This is a genomic window from Siccibacter turicensis LMG 23730 (genome assembly GCF_000463155.2).
Classification (GTDB): domain Bacteria; phylum Pseudomonadota; class Gammaproteobacteria; order Enterobacterales; family Enterobacteriaceae; genus Siccibacter; species Siccibacter turicensis.
This window is the reverse complement of record NZ_AWFZ01000017.1, coordinates 107,906-129,509: the sequence shown is the minus strand read 5'-3', so window position 1 is coordinate 129,509 and position 21,604 is coordinate 107,906. Positions and strand designations below refer to the sequence as shown.

The window sequence follows — 21,604 nt, the reverse complement described above, 5'->3', positions numbered from 1 at the left end:
TAATCACCTGTTAAAGCAGAAACAATTGCCGATGTCGGCGTGGGTGCCGTCTTGACAAGCTTTTCCTCCGCTCCGTAAACTCGTGGTGGGATTTTGTGGGGTAAAGTGGTATTTGGGTCCATCAAGGGTGAGGCTGACATGTTCCGTGGGGCAACAGTAGTCAATCTCGACAGTAAGGGGCGGTTATCCGTGCCCACCCGTTATCGGGAAACGCTGATTGAGGCCGCTTCGGGTCAAATGGTTTGCACCATTGACATCCACCACCCCTGCCTGCTGCTTTACACCCTCCCGGAATGGGAAATTATTGAACAGAAATTGTCGCGTTTGTCGAGCATGAACCCCGCCGAACGCCGCGTACAGCGTTTGTTATTGGGACATGCCAGTGAGTGCCAGATGGACAGCGCGGGTCGGCTGCTTTTAGCCCCCGTACTACGGCAACACGCAGGGCTGACAAAAGAAGTGATGCTGGTCGGGCAGTTCAATAAGTTTGAACTGTGGGATGAAACGACCTGGTATCAACAAGTCAGGGATGATATTGACGCTGAACAGTCGTCATCGGACGCCTTGTCCGAGCGGCTTCAGGATTTATCGCTATAAATCATGATGGATACTTTTAAACACACCACGGTGCTGCTGGACGAAGCGGTAAACGGTCTGAACATTCGTCCCGACGGCATTTACATTGATGGCACGTTTGGCCGTGGTGGACACTCACGCCTTATTTTGTCGCAGCTTGGCGAGCAGGGGCGTCTTATCGCGATCGATCGCGACCCGCAGGCTATTGCCGCCGCGCAGGCGATCGACGATCCGCGTTTCTCCATCGTGCATGGCCCATTTTCTCAGCTTGCTGACTACGTCAGCGAGCTCGATCTCGTCGGCAAGATCGACGGCATTTTGCTCGATCTTGGCGTCTCTTCTCCTCAGCTTGACGATCCCGAACGCGGGTTCTCTTTCATGCGCGATGGCCCGTTGGACATGCGTATGGATCCAAGCCGCGGTCAGTCGGCAGCGGAATGGCTGCTGAAAGCCGAAGAGGCGGACATTGTCTGGGTGTTGAAAACCTTTGGCGAAGAGCGTTTTGCCAAACGCATCGCGCGCGCCATCGTTGAGCGCAACCGCGAGCAGCCGATGACGCGTACCAAAGAGCTGGCGGACGTCGTGGCTGCCGCCACGCCGGTCAAAGACAAGTTCAAGCATCCCGCCACCCGCACGTTCCAGGCGGTACGTATCTGGGTGAACAGCGAACTGGAAGAGATTGAACAGGCGTTGAAAGGCTCGATTGCCGCGCTGGCCCCGGGCGGGCGGCTGTCGGTGATCAGCTTCCACTCGCTGGAAGACCGCATTGTGAAACGCTTTATGCGTGAACAGAGCCGCGGCCCGCAGGTGCCGGCCGGGCTGCCGATGACCGAAGCCCAGCTCAGCAAGCTCGGTGGTCGCCAGCTGAAGGCGTTAGGCAAATTGATGCCGGGCGAAGAAGAAGTGGCGGAAAATCCGCGCGCCCGTAGCTCGGTTCTGCGTATCGCGGAGAGGACTGAGGCATGATCGGAAGAGTGTCGGAGACGCTGAGCAGGATCACCGGATCGCTTGGCAGCACCGAACGTCACGCCTTACCGGGCGTGATCGGCAGCGATCTCCTGCGTCAGGGGAAACTGCCACTCTGTCTGTTCATCGCCATTATCGTTACCGCCATTATTGTCGTCACCACCGCGCACCACACGCGCCTGCTGACCGCACAACGCGAGCAGCTGGTGCTGGAGCGCGATGCGCTGGACATTGAGTGGCGTAACCTGATTCTGGAAGAGAACGCGCTCGGCGATCACAGCCGGGTTGAACGGATCGCCACGGATAAGCTGCAAATGCAGCATGTCGATCCTTCTCAGGAAAACATTGTGGTTCAAAAACAGGAATGACGTAAGCCATGGTAAACGCATGAAAGCAGCGGCAAAGACGCTAAAACCAAAACGTCAGGAAGAGCAAGCCAACTTTATCGGTTGGCGTTTTGCGTTGCTGTGCGGCTGTATTCTTCTCGCGCTCGCGTTTTTGCTGGGCCGCGTCGCCTGGCTGCAAATTATTAACCCCGAGATGCTGGTGCGGCAGGGCGACATGCGCTCCCTGCGCGTGCAGGAAGTGGCAACCTCGCGCGGTATGATTACCGATCGCTCCGGGCGACCGCTTGCGGTCAGCGTGCCGGTAAAAGCCATCTGGGCGGACCCGAAAGAGCTGCACGATGCCGGTGGAATTACGCTGGATAACCGCTGGAAAGCGCTGTCCGACGCGCTCAAGATCCCGCTCGATCAGCTGGCGGCCCGCGTTAACGCTAACCCGAAAGGGCGCTTCATCTATCTGGCCCGTCAGGTTAACCCGGACATCGGCGACTACATCAAAAAGCTCAAGCTGCCCGGTATCCACCTGCGCGAAGAGTCGCGCCGCTACTACCCTTCCGGTGGCGTCACCGCGCATCTGATTGGCTTTACCAACGTCGACAGCCAGGGGATTGAAGGCGTCGAGAAAAGCTTCGACAAGTGGCTCACCGGCCAGCCGGGCGAGCGCGTGGTGCGTAAGGATCGCTACGGCCGCGTTATCGAAGATATCTCCTCAACCGACAGCCAGGCCGCGCACAACCTGACGCTCAGCATTGATGAGCGCTTGCAGGCGCTGGTGTACCGCGAGCTCAACAACGCCGTGGCGTTCAACAAAGCCGAGTCCGGGACTGCCGTGCTGGTGGACGTAAGCACCGGCGAAGTGCTGGCCATGGCCAACAGCCCGTCCTACAACCCGAACAATCTCGCCGGTACGCCGAAAGATGCGATGCGTAACCGCGCCATCACCGACGTGTTCGAACCGGGTTCCACCGTCAAGCCGATGGTGGTGATGACCGCGTTGCAGCGCGGTGTGGTGCAGGAAAACTCGGTGCTCAACACCGTTCCCTACCGTATTAACGGTCACGAAATTAAAGACGTGGCGCGCTATAGCGAACTGACCCTGACAGGGGTTTTACAGAAATCGAGTAACGTCGGTGTATCAAAGCTGGCGTTAGCGATGCCGTCCTCGGCGTTAGTAGATACTTACTCACGCTTTGGGCTGGGAAAGGCGACCAATTTGGGGTTGGTCGGAGAACGCAGTGGCTTATATCCTCAAAAACAACGGTGGTCTGACATAGAGAGGGCCACCTTCTCTTTCGGCTACGGGCTAATGGTAACGCCGTTACAGTTAGCGCGTGTCTACGCAACCATCGGCAGCTACGGCATCTATCGCCCGCTGTCGATTACCAAAGTTGATCCCCCGGTACCGGGGGAACGCGTATTCCCTGAATCGCTGGTGCGCTCCGTGGTCCACATGATGGAAAGCGTGGCGCTGCCGGGCGGCGGCGGCGTCAAGGCCGCCATCAAGGGCTACCGCATTGCGATCAAGACCGGTACCGCTAAAAAAGTCGGGCCGGACGGCAAATACATCAATAAATATATTGCTTACACCGCGGGTGTCGCGCCAGCCAGCCAGCCGCGTTTTGCGCTGGTCGTGGTTATCAACGATCCGCAGGCAGGTAAATACTACGGCGGTGCCGTGTCAGCACCGGTGTTCGGCGCCATCATGGGCGGCGTTCTGCGCACCATGAACATCGAACCGGACGCGCTGGCAACGGGTGAGAAAAACGAATTTGTAATTAATCGAGATGAGGGAACAGGTGGCAGATCGTAATTTGCGCGACCTTCTCGCTCCGTGGGTAGCCGGGCTACCTGCGCGAGCGCTGCGAGAGATGACACTCGACAGCCGTGTGGCTGCCGCAGGCGATCTTTTTGTGGCAGTAGTCGGTCATCAGGCGGACGGGCGTCGTTATATCCCGCAGGCGATAGCGCAAGGTGTAGCGGCCATTATCGCGGACGCGCAGGGCGAGGCGACCGACGGCGAAGTGCGTGAAATGCATGGCGTGCCGGTTATCTATCTCAGCCAGCTGACGGAGCGACTCTCCGCGCTGGCCGGGCGTTTCTATGATGAGCCGTCTGACCGTTTGCGCCTGATTGGCGTTACCGGTACCAATGGCAAAACCACCACCACCCAGCTTCTGGCGCAGTGGGCGCAGCTGCTTGGCGAAACCAGCGCCGTGATGGGCACCGTGGGTAACGGCCTGTTGGGCAAAGTCAGCCCAACGGAAAACACCACCGGCTCGGCGGTCGATGTACAGCAAGTGCTTGCTAACCTTGCAGGGCAGGGCGCAACGCTGGCGGCGATGGAAGTCTCTTCCCACGGTCTGGTACAGCACCGCGTGGCGGCGCTGAAGTTTGCCGCCTCGGTCTTTACCAACCTCAGCCGCGATCACCTTGATTACCACGGCGATATGACGCAGTACGAAGCCGCGAAATGGCAGCTGTTCTCCAGCCACCATTACGGCCAGGCCATCATCAACGCCGACGATGAGGTCGGGAACCGCTGGCTGGCTAATCTGCCCGACGCGGTGGCCGTCTCGATGGAAAACAACATTAATCCCGCCTGCCGTGGCCGCTGGCTGCGTGCCGATGCGGTGACCTACCACGACAGCGGCGCGACCGTTCGCTTCTCATCAAGCTGGGGCGACGGCGAAATCAACAGCCGCCTGATGGGCGCATTTAACGTCAGCAATCTGCTGCTGGCGCTCGGCACCCTGCTGGCGCTTGGTTACCCGCTGGATGCGCTGATGGCGAGCGCGTCGAGCCTGCAGCCGGTCTGTGGACGCATGGAAGTGTTCAGCGCGCCGGGCAAACCCACCGTGGTGGTGGATTACGCCCATACTCCTGACGCGCTGGAGAAAGCGTTGCAGGCCGCGCGCCTGCACTGCACTGGTAAACTGTGGTGCGTATTTGGCTGCGGCGGCGATCGCGACAAGGGCAAGCGCCCGCTGATGGGGGCTATTGCCGAAGAGTTTGCCGACGTGGTGGTCGTGACCGACGACAACCCGCGTACCGAAGACCCGAAAGCCATCATCAACGATATTCTCGCCGGCATGGTCGATGCAGGGCGGGCGCGCGCCGTTGAAGGCCGCGCCGAAGCCGTGACCAACGCCATCATGCAGGCGCAGGAAAATGACGTGGTGCTGATTGCCGGAAAAGGGCATGAGGATTACCAGATCGTCGGCAATCGCCGCCTCGACTACTCCGATCGCATCACCGCAGCCCGGCTGCTGGGAGTGGTGGCATGATCCGCGTACTGCTTAGCCAGCTTGCCGGCGCGCTGCGCGGTGAGCGTCATGGCGCTGATGTGGCTGTCGATAACGTCACTACCGATACCCGAAAAATTACCCCCGGCTGTCTGTTCGTTGCGCTGAAAGGTGAGCGGTTTGACGCTCACGACTTTGCGCAGCAGGCCAAAGAGAGCGGCGCGGGTGCGCTGCTGGTCAGTCGTTTACTGGACGTCGATTTGCCACAGCTGGTGGTGAGCGATACCCGCCTGGCGTTTGGTGAGCTGGGCGCGTGGGTGCGCCAGCAGGTGCCGACTCGCGTGGTGGCGCTGACCGGCTCGTCCGGCAAAACCTCCGTTAAGGAGATGACCGCCTCGATTCTGAGCCAGTGCGGCAACACGCTCTATACCGCCGGCAACCTCAACAACGACATCGGCGTCCCGATGACGCTGCTGCGCCTGACGCCGGAGCACGACTATGCGGTGATCGAGCTGGGGGCCAACCATCAGGGCGAAATTGCCTGGACCGTGAGCCTCACCCGCCCGGAAGCGGCGCTGGTCAATAACCTGGCCGCCGCGCATCTGGAAGGCTTCGGCTCGCTGGCGGGCGTTGCGAAGGCAAAAGGTGAGATTTTCACCGGCCTGCCTGCGGACGGCATCGCCATCATCAACGCCGATAACAACGACTGGCTGAACTGGCAAAGTGTGATTGGCGATCGTAAAACCTGGCGCTTCTCACCTAACGCGGCGCAGAGCGATTTCACCGCCACCGACGTGCGTATGACCACACACGGCACCGAGTTCACGCTGCAGACGCCGGTGGGCAGCATCGACGTCACGCTGCCCCTGCCGGGCCGTCACAATATCGCCAACGCGCTGGCGGCAACCGCCCTGGCAATGGCAGTTGGTGCATCGCGTGAAGCGATAAAAGCCGGGCTGGCGACTCTCAAAGCGGTACCGGGGCGTCTGTTCCCGATCCAACTGAGCGACACGCAGCTGCTGCTGGACGACTCCTACAATGCCAACGTGGGGTCAATGACCGCCGCCGTGCACGTGTTGAGCGAGATGCCGGGTACGCGCGTGCTGGTGGTAGGCGATATGGCAGAGCTGGGCGACGAAGCGCTGGCGTGCCATCGCCAGGTGGGTGACGCGGCGAACGCGGTCGGTATCGACCGGGTGTTGAGCGTCGGTACCCTCAGCGAAGCCATCAGCAGCGCCAGTCTGAATGGCGAACACTTTACTGATAAGCGCGCGCTGATCGCGCGTTTGCAGCAGCTTATTGCTGAACATTCCCCGATCACCATCTTAGTGAAGGGTTCACGCAGTGCCGCCATGGAAGAGGTAGTACATGCATTACAGGAGAACAGGACATGTTAGTGTGGCTGGCCGAACATCTGGTCAAATATTATTCCGGCTTTAACGTCTTTTCCTATCTGACGTTCAGGGCCATCGTCAGCCTGTTAACTGCGCTGTTTATCTCACTGTGGCTGGGGCCGCGCCTGATCGCGCGTCTGCAGGAGCTCTCGTTTGGTCAGGTCGTGCGTAACGACGGTCCGGAGTCGCACTTCAGCAAGCGCGGCACGCCGACGATGGGCGGCCTGCTGATCCTGTTCTCCATTGTGGTGTCGGTGCTGCTGTGGGCCTACCCGTCGAACCCGTACGTCTGGTGCGTGCTGTTCGTGCTGGTGGGCTACGGCGCTATTGGGTTTGTCGATGACTACCGCAAAGTGGTACGCAAAGATACCAAGGGCCTGATCGCACGCTGGAAATACTTCTGGATGTCGGTTATTGCGCTGGGCGTAGCGTTTGCGCTCTATCTGGCCGGGAAAGACACGCCGGCCACCGAGCTGGTGGTGCCGTTCTTCAAAGACGTGATGCCGCAGCTTGGCCTGTTCTACATCCTGCTGGCGTACTTTGTGATTGTCGGCACCGGCAACGCGGTCAACCTGACCGACGGGCTGGACGGCCTGGCGATTATGCCCACCGTGCTGGTGGCCGCCGGTTTCGCGCTGGTAGCCTGGGCGACCGGTAACATGAACTTCGCCAACTATCTGCATATTCCCTATCTGCGCCACGCCGGTGAGCTGGTGATTGTCTGCACCGCCATTGTCGGGGCAGGGCTGGGCTTCCTGTGGTTCAACACCTATCCGGCGCAGGTCTTTATGGGCGACGTCGGTTCGCTGGCGCTGGGTGGCGCGCTGGGCATCATCGCGGTGCTGCTGCGTCAGGAGTTCCTGCTGGTGATCATGGGTGGCGTGTTTGTGGTGGAAACCCTGTCGGTTATTTTGCAGGTGGGCTCGTTCAAGCTGCGCGGCCAGCGTATTTTCCGTATGGCACCGATTCATCACCACTATGAACTGAAAGGCTGGCCGGAGCCGCGCGTCATCGTGCGCTTCTGGATTATTTCGCTGATGCTGGTGCTGATTGGCCTGGCAACCCTGAAGGTGCGTTAACTATGTCTGCTTACCAGGGCAAAAACGTCGTGATTATTGGGCTGGGGCTGACCGGGCTTTCCTGCGTGGATTATTTCCTCGCCCGCGGCGTGACGCCGCGCGTCATGGATACGCGCACTGCGCCGCCGGGGCTGGACAAGCTGCCTGAAAACGTTGAGCGCCATCTGGGTAGCCTCAACGATGACTGGCTGCTGGCGGCGGATCTGATCGTGGCAAGCCCTGGTATCGCACTGGCACATCCATCGCTCAGCGCGGCGGCTGACGCCGGTGTGGAGATCGTGGGTGACATCGAACTCTTCTGTCGTGAAGCCCAGGCGCCCATCATCGCCATCACCGGCTCAAACGGTAAAAGCACCGTGACGACGCTGGTAGGCGAAATGGCGAAAGCCGCCGGCATCAATACCGGCGTTGGCGGTAACATTGGCCTGCCGGCCCTGATGCTGCTGGATGACGACCGCGAGCTTTACGTGCTGGAGCTGTCGAGCTTCCAGCTGGAAACCACCAGCAGCCTGAAAGCGGTGGCCGCGACGATCCTCAACGTCACGGAAGATCACATGGATCGCTATCCGTTTGGCCTGCAGCAGTATCGCGGCGCCAAGCTACGCGTCTACGAAAATGCCGTTACCTGCGTGGTGAACGCCGACGATGCACTGACCATGCCGGTACGCGGCGCCGACGCGCGCTGTGTCAGCTTCGGGATCGACGTTGGCGACTACCATCTCAATCGTCAGCAGGGTGAAACCTGGCTGCGGGTGAAGGGCGAAAAAGTCCTGAACGTGAAAGAGATGAAGCTGGTGGGGCAACACAACTACACCAACGCGCTGGCCGCGCTGGCGCTGGCGGATGCCGCCGGCCTGCCGCGCGCCAGTAGCCTGACCGCCTTAACCACCTTTACCGGTCTGCCGCACCGTTTCCAACTGGCCTATGAGCACAACGGCGTGCGCTGGGTTAACGACTCCAAAGCGACCAACGTCGGCAGCACCGAGGCGGCGCTCAACGGATTACAGGTTGAGGGAACGCTGCACCTGCTGCTGGGGGGCGACGGAAAATCGGCGGACTTCACGCCGCTGCGCCGCTATCTTGGCGGAGACAACATTCGCCTCTGGTGCTTCGGGCGTGACGGCGCGGAGCTTGCCGCACTGCGTCCTGAGGTGGCCGTGCAGACCGACACCATGGAGCAGGCGATGCAGCGTCTTGCCGCACAGCTTCAGCCGGGCGACATGGTGTTGCTCTCTCCGGCCTGCGCCAGCCTCGACCAGTTTAAAAATTTCGAACAGCGCGGTGACGTATTCACCCGCCTTGCGAAGGAGCTCGGGTGATGCGTCTTTCTCTCCCACGTCTTCGCGTGCCGCGCGTACCAGGGGCCGGGCTTCTGGTATGGCTGTTTTCGGCGCTGAAAGGCTGGGTCATGGGCTCGCGTGAAAAAGATACCACCAGCCTGGTCATGTATGACCGCACGCTGCTGTGGCTCACGTTTGGTCTGGCGGCGATCGGCTTCATCATGGTCACCTCGGCATCAATGCCGGTGGGGCAGCGCCTGGCGGACGATCCCTTCCTGTTTGCCAAGCGTGATGCGCTCTATCTGCTGCTGTCGTTCATGCTGGCGATGATCACGCTGCGCCTGCCGATGTCGTTCTGGCAGCGCCACAGTGCATTTATGCTGATCGCTTCTATTATTATGCTGCTCATCGTTCTGGTGGTGGGTAGCTCGGTAAACGGGGCGTCGCGCTGGATTTCATTCGGCCCGCTGCGTATTCAGCCTGCGGAGCTCTCGAAGCTGTCGCTGTTCTGCTATCTCGCCAACTACCTGGTACGTAAGGTGGACGAAGTGCGCAACAACCTGCGCGGCTTCTTAAAACCAATGGGCGTGATCCTGGTGATGGCGGTGCTGCTGCTGGCCCAGCCTGACCTTGGTACCGTGGTGGTACTGTTTGTCACCACGCTGGCGATGCTGTTCCTGGCCGGGGCAAAGCTCTGGCAGTTCCTCGCCATCATCGGTATGGGGATCTCGGCGGTGGTGCTGCTTATCCTTGCCGAACCTTACCGTATGCGCCGCGTTACCTCCTTCTGGAATCCGTGGGAAGATCCCTTCGGCAGCGGTTATCAGTTGACCCAGTCGCTGATGGCGTTTGGCCGCGGTGAATTGTGGGGGCAGGGGCTGGGGAATTCCGTGCAAAAACTGGAGTATCTGCCGGAAGCACATACCGACTTTATCTTCTCGATTATCGGGGAAGAACTCGGATATATCGGTGTGGTACTTGCATTATTGATGGTATTCTTCGTCGCTTTCCGTGCGATGTCCATCGGGCGTCGCGCACTGGAGATCGATCAGCGTTTTTCAGGTTTTCTTGCCTGCTCGATCGGCGTCTGGTTCAGCTTCCAGGCACTGGTAAACGTAGGCGCGGCGGCGGGGATGCTGCCGACCAAAGGTCTGACGCTGCCGCTTATCAGTTACGGTGGTTCGAGTCTGCTTATCATGTCGACGGCCATCATGTTTCTGTTACGCATAGATTATGAAACGCGTCTGGAGAATGCCCAGGCGTTTACACGAGGTTCACGATGACAGGGCAAGCGAAACGGTTGATGGTGATGGCAGGCGGTACCGGCGGACACGTGTTCCCCGGGCTTGCCGTTGCGCACCATTTGATGGTCCAGGGCTGGCAGGTTCGCTGGCTGGGTACCGCCGATCGTATGGAAGCCGACCTGGTGCCGAAGCACGGCATTGAGATTGATTTCATTCGTATTTCTGGCCTGCGCGGGAAAGGCCTCGGCGCGATGCTGATGGCGCCGGTTCGCATTTTCAACGCGTGGCGCCAGGCGCGCGCCATTATGAAGCGCTTCCGGCCTGACGTCGTGCTGGGTATGGGCGGGTATGTATCCGGGCCGGGCGGGCTTGCCGCCTGGTCTTTAGGGATCCCTGTCGTGCTGCATGAGCAGAATGGCATCGCCGGCCTGACCAACAAATGGCTGTCGAAGCTTGCCAAAAAAGTGATGCAGGCGTTTCCTGGCGCATTCCCGAATGCGGATGTGGTAGGTAACCCGGTACGTACGGACGTGCTGGCGCTCCCGCTGCCGGACGCGCGTCTGGCCGGACGCGAAGGGCCGATTCGGGTGCTGGTAGTTGGCGGGTCCCAGGGCGCGCGCATCCTTAACCAGACCATGCCGCAGGTGGCTGGAAGGCTTGGCAATCGCATTACCGTCTGGCATCAGAGCGGTAAAGGCGGGCTGGAGGCAGTACAGGCAGCCTATGCCGCCGCCGGGCAGCCGCAGCATAAAGTGACCGAATTTATCGACGATATGGCGCAAGCCTACGGCTGGGCCGACGTCGTGGTATGTCGCTCCGGCGCGCTGACGGTCAGTGAAGTGGCCGCCGCCGGGTTGCCCGCGCTGTTTGTGCCCTTCCAGCATAAGGATCGTCAGCAGTACTGGAACGCGCTGCCGCTGGAGAAAGCCGGCGCGGCAAAGATTATTGAGCAGCCACAGTTCACGGTGGATGCGGTTACCAACACCCTTGCGGGCTGGGATCGCGCCACGCTGATGACCATGGCGGTTCACGCCCGTGCAGCATCGATTCCCGATGCCACCGAGCGGGTAGCAAACGAAGTCCGCGCCGCTGCACTGGCGTAACGACATCGCCTGGCCGATGGCCGGGTGTGATTTTGATGTTTTTTTTGGCGCACTGCGCCGCAGGTTTAATGAATGAATACACAACAACTGGCGAAACTGCGTTCTATCGTACCCGAGATGCGTCGCGTCCGGCACATTCACTTTGTTGGCATCGGCGGCGCCGGTATGGGTGGTATTGCCGAAGTGCTGGCCAACGAAGGCTATCAGATAAGCGGGTCCGATCTGGCTCCGAACCCGGTGACGCAGCAGTTGACGCAGCTTGGCGCGACCATTTATTTCAACCATCGCCCGGAAAACGTGCTGGATGCGAGCGTGGTGGTGGTATCCAGCGCGATCTCTGCGGATAACCCGGAGATTGTCGCAGCACGCGAGGCGCGTATTCCGGTGATCCGCCGCGCGGAGATGCTCGCCGAGCTGATGCGTTTTCGCCACGGCATTGCGGTGGCAGGCACGCACGGGAAAACCACGACCACGGCGATGGTGTCCAGCATTTATGCAGAAGCCGGGCTGGATCCGACCTTTGTTAACGGCGGACTGGTTAAGGCGGCGGGAACGCATGCGCGCCTTGGACACAGCCGCTACCTGATTGCCGAAGCGGATGAAAGCGACGCCTCGTTCCTGCATTTGCAGCCGATGGTGGCGATTGTGACCAATATCGAAGCCGACCACATGGACACTTACCAGGGCGATTTCGAAAATTTAAAGCAGACGTTCATCAACTTTTTGCACAATCTGCCGTTTTATGGACGGGCGGTAATGTGCATCGATGATCCGGTGATCCGGGAGCTGCTGCCGCAGGTTGGCCGTCAGACCACCACCTATGGCTTCAGTGACGATGCAGATGTGCGCATTGAGGGCTACAGCCAGAGCGGTGCGCAGGGTCGGTTCACCATTGTGCGCCAGGATAAACCGGCGCTGCAGGTGACGCTGAACGCCCCGGGCCGCCACAATGCGCTGAACGCCTCGGCGGCGGTCGCGGTGGCGACGGAAGAGGGCATTGAGGACGACGCCATCCTGCGTGCGCTGGAGAGTTTCCAGGGTACCGGGCGCCGCTTCGACTTCCTGGGCAACTTCCCGCTGGAGCCGGTAAACGGTAAAGCGGGCAGCGCGATGCTGGTGGATGACTACGGGCACCATCCGACTGAGGTGGATGCCACCATCAAAGCGGCGCGCGCCGGCTGGCCGGATAAAAATCTGGTGATGATCTTCCAGCCGCACCGCTATACGCGTACCCGCGATCTCTATGATGATTTCGCCAACGTGTTAACGCAGGTTGATGTGCTGCTGATGCTGGACGTGTACCCGGCGGGCGAAGCGCCGATCCCGGGGGCGGACAGCCGCTCGCTGTGCCGCACGATTCGCGCACGCGGCAAGATTGACCCGATTCTGGTGCCGGATGCCGCGCATGTGGCGGAAATGCTGGCCCCGGTGCTGACCGGCAATGATTTGATTCTGGTGCAGGGTGCCGGAAATATCGGCAAAATCGCCAGAAATCTGGCTGAGATCAAGCTGCAGCCGCACACGCCGGAGGATGACGCGCATGAGTGATAAGATCGCTGTGCTGTTTGGCGGCAACTCCGCCGAACGCGAGGTTTCATTGCAGTCCGGTGCGGCGGTGCTGGCCGGGCTGAAAGAGGCGGGCCTGAACGTTCACGCGGTAGATACGCGGGATGTTCCGGTGACAACGCTTAAAGAGCAGGGCTTTACCAAAGTCTTTATTGCGCTGCATGGTCGCGGCGGCGAAGACGGTACGCTGCAGGGCGTGCTTGAGCTGCTGGAGCTGCCCTACACCGGCAGCGGCGTGATGGCGTCGGCTATCGGCATGGACAAGCTGCGCACCAAGCTGCTGTGGCAGGGCGCAGGTCTGCCGGTGGCACCCTGGGTGTCACTGACCCGCACGCAATTCAGCGCCGGGCTTGATGCCGCTACCCAGCGCGCGATTGACGATCTCGGTTTACCGCTGATCATCAAGCCGGCGCATGAAGGCTCCAGCGTGGGGATGTCCCGGGTTGAGCATGCCGATGCGCTTGTTGCGGCGCTGGAACTCGCCTTTGAGCATGACAGCGAAGTGCTGATTGAAAAGTGGCTCAGCGGGCCGGAGTTCACAGTTGCGATGCTTGGTAACGATATTCTGCCGTCAATTCGTATTCAACCTGCCGGTATCTTCTATGATTATGAGGCGAAATATCTCTCTGATGAGACTCAGTATTTTTGCCCGGCAGGTTTAGAAGATGCGGACGAGCATGCGCTTGCCGATCTGGTACGTAGCGCCTGGGATACCCTGGGCTGCAGCGGATGGGGACGCGTGGACGTAATGAAAGACAGCGACGGGCAGTTTTATCTGCTTGAGGTTAACACCTCGCCGGGTATGACCAGCCACAGCCTCGTTCCGATGGCAGCACGTCAGGCCGGAATGACGTTCTCGCAGCTGGTGGTGCGCATTCTGGAGCTGGCTGACTGATATGTCTCAGGCGGCGCTGAACGCGCGAGCCCGTGCCGAGGAGCAGCAGAATGCTGCTTCCCGCCGGAATAATGGCACCCGTCTGGCAGGCATTATTTTCCTGCTAATGGTGGTGTGCACCATCTTATTTAGCGGCTGGGTCGTGCTGGGATGGATGGATGACGCACAGCGTCTGCCGCTGTCAAAGCTGGTGGTAACCGGCGAGCGGCACTACACGCGCAACGATGATATTCGTCAGTCCATTCTGGCGCTTGGCGCGCCGGGCACCTTTATGACTCAGGATGTAAATATCATTCAAAGTCAGATCGAACGTCTGCCGTGGATCAAGCAGGCGAGCGTAAGAAAGCAATGGCCGGACGAATTGAAGATTCATCTGGTTGAATATGTGCCGCTGGCAAGGTGGAATGATCAGCACATGATTGATGCCGACGGCAATTCGTTCAGCGTTCCGGCTGAACGAACCAGTAAACAGACGTTGCCGATGCTCTATGGACCGGAAGGCAGCGAAAACGAAGTGTTGCAGGGTTATCGCAATATGGGGGCCGTGCTGGCGAAAGATAAGCTGGCACTGAAGGACGCGGCAATGACTGCCCGCCGCTCCTGGCAGTTGACGCTGAGTAATGACATCAAGCTCAACCTGGGGCGCGGTGACACGATCAAGCGCCTTGAGCGCTTTATCGAGCTTTACCCGGTATTGCAGCAGCAAGCGCAGGCAGACGGCAAAATTATCAGCTATGTTGACCTGCGTTATGACTCCGGTGCGGCAGTGGGCTGGGCACCAGCGCCCACGCCACCTGAGGAACTGAATCAGCAACAGACTCAGCAACAGAATCAGTGACAGGCAGAACAGCAATGATCAAGGCGACGGACAGAAAATTGGTAGTTGGACTGGAGATTGGCACCGCGAAGGTTGCTGCTTTGGTAGGGGAAGTTCTGCCCGACGGTATGATCAATATCATTGGCGTGGGCAGTTGCCCTTCGCGCGGTATGGATAAAGGCGGGGTAAACGATTTGGAGTCGGTGGTTAAGTGCGTTCAACGCGCGATTGACCAGGCCGAACTTATGGCAGACTGCCAAATCTCATCGGTCTATCTGGCGCTTTCTGGTAAACATATCAGCTGCCAGAACGAAATCGGGATGGTGCCGATTTCCGAGGAAGAGGTCACGCTGGAAGACGTTGAGAACGTGGTGCATACCGCGAAATCCGTCCGCGTGCGCGATGAGCATCGGGTACTCCACGTGATTCCCCAGGAGTACGCGATTGACTACCAGGAAGGGATTAAAAACCCGGTAGGGCTTTCCGGGGTGCGCATGCAGGCAAAAGTGCACTTGATCACATGTCACAACGATATGGCGAAAAACATCGTTAAAGCCGTTGAACGTTGTGGCCTGAAAGTTGACCAACTCATTTTTGCAGGCCTGGCCTCCAGCTATTCAGTATTGACCGAAGACGAGCGTGAACTCGGGGTCTGCGTGGTGGATATCGGCGGTGGTACAATGGATATCGCTGTTTATACCGGTGGCGCGCTCCGTCACACCAAGGTTATACCGTATGCTGGCAACGTGGTGACCAGTGATATCGCGTACGCCTTCGGGACGCCGCCGAGCGATGCGGAAGCCATTAAGGTCCGTCACGGCTGCGCCCTGGGCTCGATTGTAGGGAAAGATGAAAGCGTTGAAGTCCCAAGCGTGGGCGGTCGTCCTCCCCGCAGCCTTCAGCGTCAGACGTTAGCCGAGGTGATTGAGCCGCGTTATACCGAGCTGCTCAACCTGGTGAACGAAGAGATTTTGCAATTGCAGGAGCAGCTTCGCCAGCAGGGTGTGAAACATCATCTCGCGGCGGGGATTGTGTTAACCGGCGGCGCGGCGCAAATTGAAGGCCTGGCAGCCTGTGCGCAGCGCGTGTTCCATACGCAGGTACGTATTGGTCAGCCGTTGAATATCACTGGCCTTACTGATTACGCCCAGGAGTCTTATTACTCTACCGCCGTCGGGCTGCTGCACTATGGGAAAGAGTCCCATCTGAGCGGTGAGGCGGAAGTAGAAAAACGTGCGTCAGTCGGCTCGTGGATTAAGCGAATCAACAGTTGGCTGAGAAAAGAGTTTTAATTTTTTAAAGAGACCGCAAAATATTAACGGTCTCAGGCGAACAGGCATAAACGGAGAGAAACTATGTTTGAACCTATGGAACTGACCAACGACGCGGTGATTAAAGTCATCGGCGTCGGTGGGGGCGGTGGTAACGCCGTCGAGCATATGGTGCGCGAGCGCATCGAAGGCGTCGAATTCTTTGCAGTAAACACCGATGCGCAGGCACTGCGTAAAACCGCGGTAGGTCAGACGATTCAGATCGGTAGCGGCATCACCAAAGGTCTTGGCGCAGGCGCCAACCCGGAAGTGGGTCGTAACGCCGCTGAAGAAGACCGCGAAGGCCTGCGTGCTGCGCTGGAAGGTGCGGACATGGTCTTTATCGCCGCGGGCATGGGCGGCGGTACCGGTACCGGTGCTGCGCCAGTGGTTGCTGAAGTGGCCAAAGATTTGGGTATTCTGACCGTTGCCGTTGTGACCAAGCCGTTCAACTTTGAAGGCAAAAAGCGCATGGCATTCGCGGAGCAGGGTATCTCTGAGCTCTCCAAACATGTCGATTCACTGATCACCATCCCGAACGATAAGCTGCTCAAAGTGTTGGGTCGCGGCATCTCTCTGCTCGACGCGTTTGGCGCGGCGAACGACGTGCTGAAAGGCGCGGTGCAGGGTATCGCCGAGCTGATTACACGTCCTGGCCTGATGAACGTCGACTTTGCTGACGTGCGCACCGTGATGTCCGAAATGGGCTACGCGATGATGGGTTCCGGCGTAGCAAGCGGTGAAGATCGCGCTGAAGAAGCGGCCGAGATGGCAATTTCCAGCCCGCTGCTGGAAGATATCGACCTCTCTGGCGCACGTGGCGTACTGGTCAACATCACGGCGGGCTTCGATCTGCGTCTGGATGAGTTTGAAACGGTGGGTAACACCATTCGTGCCTTCGCCTCTGACAACGCAACTGTGGTTATCGGTACCTCTCTGGATCCAGAGATGAACGACGAACTGCGTGTCACCGTTGTTGCGACCGGCATTGGCATGGACAAGCGTCCGGAAATCACGCTGGTGACCAATAAGCAGACCCAGCAGCCTGTGATGGATCGCTACCAGCAGCACGGTATGGCGCCGCTGACCCAGGAGCAGAAACCGGCTTCTAAAGTGGTCAACGACAACACGACGCAAGCGGCGAAAGAGCCCGATTATCTGGACATTCCAGCGTTCCTGCGTAAGCAAGCTGATTAAGAATAAACCGGAAGTTGGGATTTTGCGCTCTTTGTGCTAAAATGCTCTGCCGTTTGTGATATACACTTTCGGTTAGATTAAGTAATTTGGCGAGATTATACGATGATCAAACAAAGGACATTAAAACGTATCGTTCAGGCGACTGGCGTCGGTTTACACACCGGCAAGAAAGTCACGCTGACGTTGCGCCCTGCGCCGGCAAACACCGGGGTCATCTATCGTCGCACCGACTTGAATCCACCGGTAGATTTCCCGGCTGATGCCAAATCCGTGCGTGATACCATGCTCTGTACTTGCCTGGTTAACGAGCACGACGTGCGGATATCTACCGTAGAGCATCTGAACGCCGCCCTTGCGGGTCTGGGTATCGACAACATTATGATTGAAGTCGACGCGCCGGAAATCCCGATCATGGACGGTAGCGCTGCACCATTCGTCTATCTGCTGCTTGATGCAGGTATTGAAGAGCTGAACGCGGCGAAGAAATTCGTGCGGATTAAAGAAACTGTTCGCGTAGAAGATGGCGACAAGTGGGCTGAATTCAAACCGTTCAATGGTTTTTCGCTGGATTTCACCATCGACTTTAACCACCCGGCGATTGATGCCAGCAACCAACGCTACTGCATGAATTTCTCAGCGGACGCGTTTATGCGCCAGATCAGCCGCGCACGTACCTTCGGCTTTATGCGTGATATCGAATATCTGCAGTCCCGCGGCCTGTGCCTGGGCGGCAGCTTCGACTGCGCAGTCGTGGTTGACGACTATCGCGTGCTGAACGAAGACGGCCTGCGTTTTGAAGACGAGTTTGTACGTCACAAAATGCTGGATGCGATTGGCGATCTGTTTATGTGTGGTCACAACATTATTGGTGCATTCACGGCGTATAAGTCCGGACACGCGCTGAATAATAAACTGCTGCAGGCCGTTCTTGCTAAGCAAGAAGCCTGGGAATATGTGACCTACGAAGACGAAGCAGAACTTCCGCTGGCCTTCAAAGCGCCTTCGCTGGTTCTGGCGTAAGCAACACCCGCTTAAACATGACGACTGGTTGACCTGGCACTCTCTCCGGCCAGGGAAGCCAGTCGTTTTGCTCTCCCTGTTTTATTCCTTTCTGCATCCAGTTCTTACCGCTTTATCCACCTCTGGATTCTGCCAGACCCGCTTTGCATTTTTGTGACGGCCTTTCCTGCGATTAAAAAGATAAACTGTCGGTTACGGCATGTTTCGTGCTGCCTGCTGGCGGGATTGATGATAAGATTTGAGGCTTATTATGATGATAAACGGACCACAGCGTCACAGAGGGTCCAGGTGAGCAGAGTGTCAGGGATTTTAACGCGTTGGCGACAATTTGGCAGACGTTACTTCTGGCCGCATCTCTTGTTGGGGATGGTCGCGGCAAGCTTTGGGCTGCCTGCGTTAAATAACAACCCTGGTCAAAACACCCCGGCAGAAACCTCTGCCTCGTCATCGAATCGCAGCCCGCTGGTCGATGTCACCAGCTTTATCCGCATCCAGGAGTCGGCAAAACGCCCCTCTTTTAGCGTCGATTACTGGCATCAGCATGCGATTCGCACCGTTATCCGTCATCTCTCGTTTGCCATGGCACCCCAGGTGCTTTCCGTGGCAGAAGAGCCGTTGCCCATTCAGGCGCACCATCTCGCGCTGCTGGATACCCTCAGCGCACTGCTGACGCAGGAAGGGCTGCCTTCATTCATCACGCGTTTCGTGATTCAACCGGCGCGTGAATCCCTCGCATCCTTCAGCATCACTGCCTGGCTAAGCCAGGTGCAGGGCATCCGCGCCGGACCTCAACGCCTCAGCTAAACCTTATTTATCCCCCTTTACTATCTGTCTTCGCACAGCGAGGCGCTTGAGAATTTATTATGCTAATCAAATTATTAACCAAAGTTTTTGGTAGCCGTAACGAACGCACCCTGCGTCGTATGCGTAAAGTTGTTGCTCAGATTAATGCCATGGAACCGGCAATGGAAAAGCTCACCGATGATGAGCTGAAAGCGAAAACCGGCGAGTTCCGTGCGCGTCTGGAGAAAGGCGAAGAGCTGGAGAGCCTGATCCCCGAAGCCTTTGCCGTGGTGCGTGAAGCGAGCAAGCGCGTCTTTGGTATGCGCCACTTCGATGTTCAGCTGCTGGGCGGTATGGTGCTCAACGATCGCTGCATCGCTGAGATGCGTACCGGTGAAGGTAAAACCCTGACCGCCACCCTGCCGGCTTACCTCAACGCGTTAAGCGGCAAGGGCGTACACGTGGTTACCGTGAACGACTATCTGGCGCAGCGTGACGCCGAAAACAACCGCCCGCTGTTTGAGTTCCTCGGTCTGAGCGTCGGGATCAACCTGCCGGGCATGCCGGCACCGGCAAAACGCGAAGCGTACGCCGCGGATATCACCTACGGCACCAACAACGAATACGGTTTCGACTACCTGCGCGACAACATGGCGTTCAGCCCGGAAGAGCGCGTGCAGCGTAAGCTTCACTACGCTCTGGTGGATGAGGTGGACTCCATCCTCATCGACGAAGCGCGTACGCCGCTTATCATTTCCGGCCCGGCTGAAGACAGCTCCGAGCTGTACAAGAAAGTAAACAAAATCATTCCGAACCTTATCCGTCAGGAGAAGGACGACTCGGACACCTTCCAGGGCGAAGGGCACTTCTCGGTAGATGAAAAAGCGCGTCAGGTCACCCTGACCGAACGCGGCCTGGTGCTGATTGAAGAGCTGCTGGTCAAAGAAGGCATCATGGAAGAGGGCGAGTCGCTCTACTCTCCGACCAACATCATGCTGATGCACCACGTTACCGCTGCTCTGCGCGCTCACGCGCTGTTCACCCGCGACGTGGACTACATCGTTAAAGATGGCGAAGTCATCATTGTCGATGAGCACACCGGCCGTACTATGCAGGGGCGTCGCTGGTCTGACGGTCTGCATCAGGCGGTTGAAGCGAAAGAAGGCGTGGATATTCAGAACGAAAACCAGACGCTGGCTTCTATCACCTTCCAGAACTACTTCCGTCTGTATGAAAAGCTGGCCGGGATGACCGGTACGGCGGATACCGAAGCGTTCGAATTCAGCTCCATCTATAAGCTCGATACCATCGTGGTACCGACCAACCGTCCGATGATCCGTAAAGACATGCCGGATCTGGTCTACATGACCGAGCAGGATAAGATCGCGGCGATCATCGAAGACATCAAAGAGCGCACCGCCAACGGTCAGCCGGTACTGGTGGGGACCATCTCCATCGAAAAATCCGAAGTGGTGTCGAATGAGCTGACGAAAGCTGGCATCCAGCACAACGTGCTGAACGCCAAGTTCCACGCCAACGAAGCGGGCATCGTTGCGCAGGCGGGTTACCCGTCTGCGGTTACCATCGCCACCAACATGGCGGGTCGTGGTACCGATATCGTGCTCGGCGGTAGCTGGCAGGCAGAAGTGGCAGAGCTTGTTGACCCGACCCCGGAACAGATTGCGCAGATCAAAGCCGATTGGCAGGTGCGTCACGACGCGGTGCTGGCCTCAGGCGGCCTGCATATCATCGGTACCGAGCGCCATGAATCCCGCCGTATCGATAACCAGCTGCGCGGCCGTTCCGGTCGTCAGGGCGATGCCGGTTCTTCACGCTTCTATCTCTCTATGGAAGATGCCCTGATGCGTATCTTCGCCTCTGACCGCGTGTCGGGCATGATGCGTAAGCTCGGTATGAAGCCAGGCGAAGCGATCGAGCACCCGTGGGTGACCAAAGCCATCGCTAACGCGCAGCGCAAGGTTGAGAGCCGTAACTTCGATATCCGTAAGCAGCTGCTCGAATATGATGACGTGGCGAACGACCAGCGTCGTGCAATCTACACCCAGCGTAATGAACTGCTCGACGTGTCCGATATCAGCGACACCATCAACAGCATTCGCGAGGACGTGTTCAAGACCACCATCGACGCACACATCCCGCCGCAGTCTCTCGAAGAGATGTGGGATATTCCGGGCCTGGAAGAGCGTCTGAAAAACGACTTCGATCTTGAGCTGCCGCTCAGCGAGTGGCTGGATAAAGAGCCGGATCTGCACGAAGAAACGCTGCGCGAGCGCATCCTTGAAAACGCGATTGAAGTCTATAAGCGTAAAGAGGACGTGGTTGGCGTGGACATGATGCGCCACTTCGAAAAAGGCGTCATGCTGCAGACTCTCGACTCCCTGTGGAAAGAGCACCTGGCGGCGATGGACTACCTGCGTCAGGGTATCCACCTGCGTGGCTATGCGCAGAAAGATCCGAAGCAGGAGTACAAGCGCGAATCCTTCTCCATGTTTGCTGCCATGCTTGAGTCACTGAAGTACGAAGTTATCAGCACACTGAGCAAAGTTCAGGTGCGGATGCCGGAAGAGGTTGAAGCGATGGAGCAGCAGCGTCGTGAAGAGGCGGAGCGTCTGGCCCAGATGCAGCAGCTCAGCCATAAAGATGACGAAACCGAGGCGGCAGAAGCGCTGGCAGCCCAGGGCGGCGATCGTAAAGTTGGCCGTAACGACCTGTGCCCGTGCGGTTCCGGTAAGAAATACAAACAGTGCCATGGCCGCTTGAGCTAAGG

18 protein-coding genes are annotated in these 21,604 nt (G+C 58.4%); all 18 read left to right on the top strand.

Annotation, left to right across the window (positions count from 1 at the left end; all coding sequences use genetic code 11):
• The first annotated feature begins 138 nt into the window (after positions 1-138).
• Positions 139-597, top strand: coding sequence for a division/cell wall cluster transcriptional repressor MraZ (gene mraZ, locus DW58_RS02450; protein WP_024548846.1), 459 nt, complete (start codon positions 139-141; stop codon positions 595-597).
• A gap of 3 nt (positions 598-600) precedes the next feature.
• Positions 601-1,542 carry a 16S rRNA (cytosine(1402)-N(4))-methyltransferase RsmH gene (rsmH, locus tag DW58_RS02445; protein ID WP_024548847.1) on the top strand — a complete coding sequence of 314 codons (942 nt, stop codon included), beginning with the start codon at positions 601-603 and terminating at the stop codon, positions 1,540-1,542.
• Positions 1,539-1,910 (top strand): cell division protein FtsL, encoded by a 372-nt coding sequence (gene ftsL / locus DW58_RS02440; RefSeq protein WP_024548848.1) that lies wholly within the window; start codon positions 1,539-1,541, stop codon positions 1,908-1,910. Before rsmH ends, ftsL begins: the two co-directional genes overlap by 4 nt.
• Before the next feature lie 19 nt (positions 1,911-1,929).
• Positions 1,930-3,696 (top strand): peptidoglycan glycosyltransferase FtsI, encoded by a 1,767-nt coding sequence (locus DW58_RS02435; RefSeq protein WP_024562436.1) that lies wholly within the window; start codon positions 1,930-1,932, stop codon positions 3,694-3,696.
• Positions 3,683-5,170, top strand: a complete 1,488-nt coding sequence (gene murE, locus DW58_RS02430; RefSeq protein ID WP_029696419.1) for a UDP-N-acetylmuramoyl-L-alanyl-D-glutamate--2,6-diaminopimelate ligase — start codon at positions 3,683-3,685, stop codon at positions 5,168-5,170. Before DW58_RS02435 ends, murE begins: the two co-directional genes overlap by 14 nt.
• Positions 5,167-6,525, top strand: coding sequence for a UDP-N-acetylmuramoyl-tripeptide--D-alanyl-D-alanine ligase (gene murF, locus DW58_RS02425; RefSeq protein WP_024548582.1), 1,359 nt, complete (start codon positions 5,167-5,169; stop codon positions 6,523-6,525). The genes murE and murF overlap by 4 nt, the downstream gene beginning before the upstream one ends.
• Entirely contained in the window at positions 6,519-7,601 is a 1,083-nt protein-coding gene (gene mraY / locus DW58_RS02420; protein WP_024548581.1) for a phospho-N-acetylmuramoyl-pentapeptide-transferase, read from the top strand. Before murF ends, mraY begins: the two co-directional genes overlap by 7 nt.
• Positions 7,602-7,603: 2 nt before the next feature.
• Positions 7,604-8,920, top strand: coding sequence for a UDP-N-acetylmuramoyl-L-alanine--D-glutamate ligase (gene murD / locus DW58_RS02415; protein WP_024548580.1), 1,317 nt, complete (start codon positions 7,604-7,606; stop codon positions 8,918-8,920).
• The gene (gene ftsW / locus DW58_RS02410) at positions 8,920-10,164 is read left to right on the top strand and encodes a cell division protein FtsW (protein WP_024548579.1); all 1,245 of its coding nucleotides are present in this window, start codon (positions 8,920-8,922) and stop codon (positions 10,162-10,164) included. Before murD ends, ftsW begins: the two co-directional genes overlap by 1 nt.
• Entirely contained in the window at positions 10,161-11,228 is a 1,068-nt protein-coding gene (murG, locus tag DW58_RS02405) for an undecaprenyldiphospho-muramoylpentapeptide beta-N-acetylglucosaminyltransferase (RefSeq protein ID WP_024548578.1), read from the top strand. Before ftsW ends, murG begins: the two co-directional genes overlap by 4 nt.
• A 72-nt stretch (positions 11,229-11,300) precedes the next feature.
• Positions 11,301-12,776 carry a UDP-N-acetylmuramate--L-alanine ligase gene (gene murC, locus DW58_RS02400; protein WP_024548577.1) on the top strand — a complete coding sequence of 492 codons (1,476 nt, stop codon included), beginning with the start codon at positions 11,301-11,303 and terminating at the stop codon, positions 12,774-12,776.
• Positions 12,769-13,689, top strand: coding sequence for a D-alanine--D-alanine ligase (locus tag DW58_RS02395; protein ID WP_024548576.1), 921 nt, complete (start codon positions 12,769-12,771; stop codon positions 13,687-13,689). Before murC ends, DW58_RS02395 begins: the two co-directional genes overlap by 8 nt.
• A gap of 1 nt (position 13,690) precedes the next feature.
• Positions 13,691-14,527: a cell division protein FtsQ gene (ftsQ, locus tag DW58_RS02390; RefSeq protein WP_029696418.1), complete on the top strand. Its 837-nt coding sequence runs from the start codon at positions 13,691-13,693 to the stop codon at positions 14,525-14,527.
• A 14-nt stretch (positions 14,528-14,541) separates the two neighbouring features.
• A complete protein-coding gene (ftsA, locus tag DW58_RS02385; protein WP_024548575.1) occupies positions 14,542-15,798 on the top strand; it encodes a cell division protein FtsA in 1,257 nt (418 codons plus the stop codon).
• Between the two features lie 63 nt (positions 15,799-15,861).
• Complete coding sequence (gene ftsZ / locus DW58_RS02380; RefSeq protein WP_024548574.1) at positions 15,862-17,013, top strand: cell division protein FtsZ; 1,152 nt, start codon at positions 15,862-15,864, stop codon at positions 17,011-17,013.
• Between the two features lie 102 nt (positions 17,014-17,115).
• A complete protein-coding gene (lpxC, locus tag DW58_RS02375) occupies positions 17,116-18,033 on the top strand; it encodes a UDP-3-O-acyl-N-acetylglucosamine deacetylase (RefSeq protein ID WP_024548573.1) in 918 nt (305 codons plus the stop codon).
• Positions 18,034-18,330: 297 nt separating this feature from the next.
• Positions 18,331-18,837: a secA translation cis-regulator SecM gene (secM, locus tag DW58_RS02370; protein WP_024548572.1), complete on the top strand. Its 507-nt coding sequence runs from the start codon at positions 18,331-18,333 to the stop codon at positions 18,835-18,837.
• A 59-nt stretch (positions 18,838-18,896) separates the two neighbouring features.
• On the top strand, positions 18,897-21,602 hold the full coding sequence (gene secA / locus DW58_RS02365; RefSeq protein WP_024548571.1) for a preprotein translocase subunit SecA: 2,706 nt from the start codon (positions 18,897-18,899) through the stop codon (positions 21,600-21,602).
• Positions 21,603-21,604: the final 2 nt, after the last annotated feature.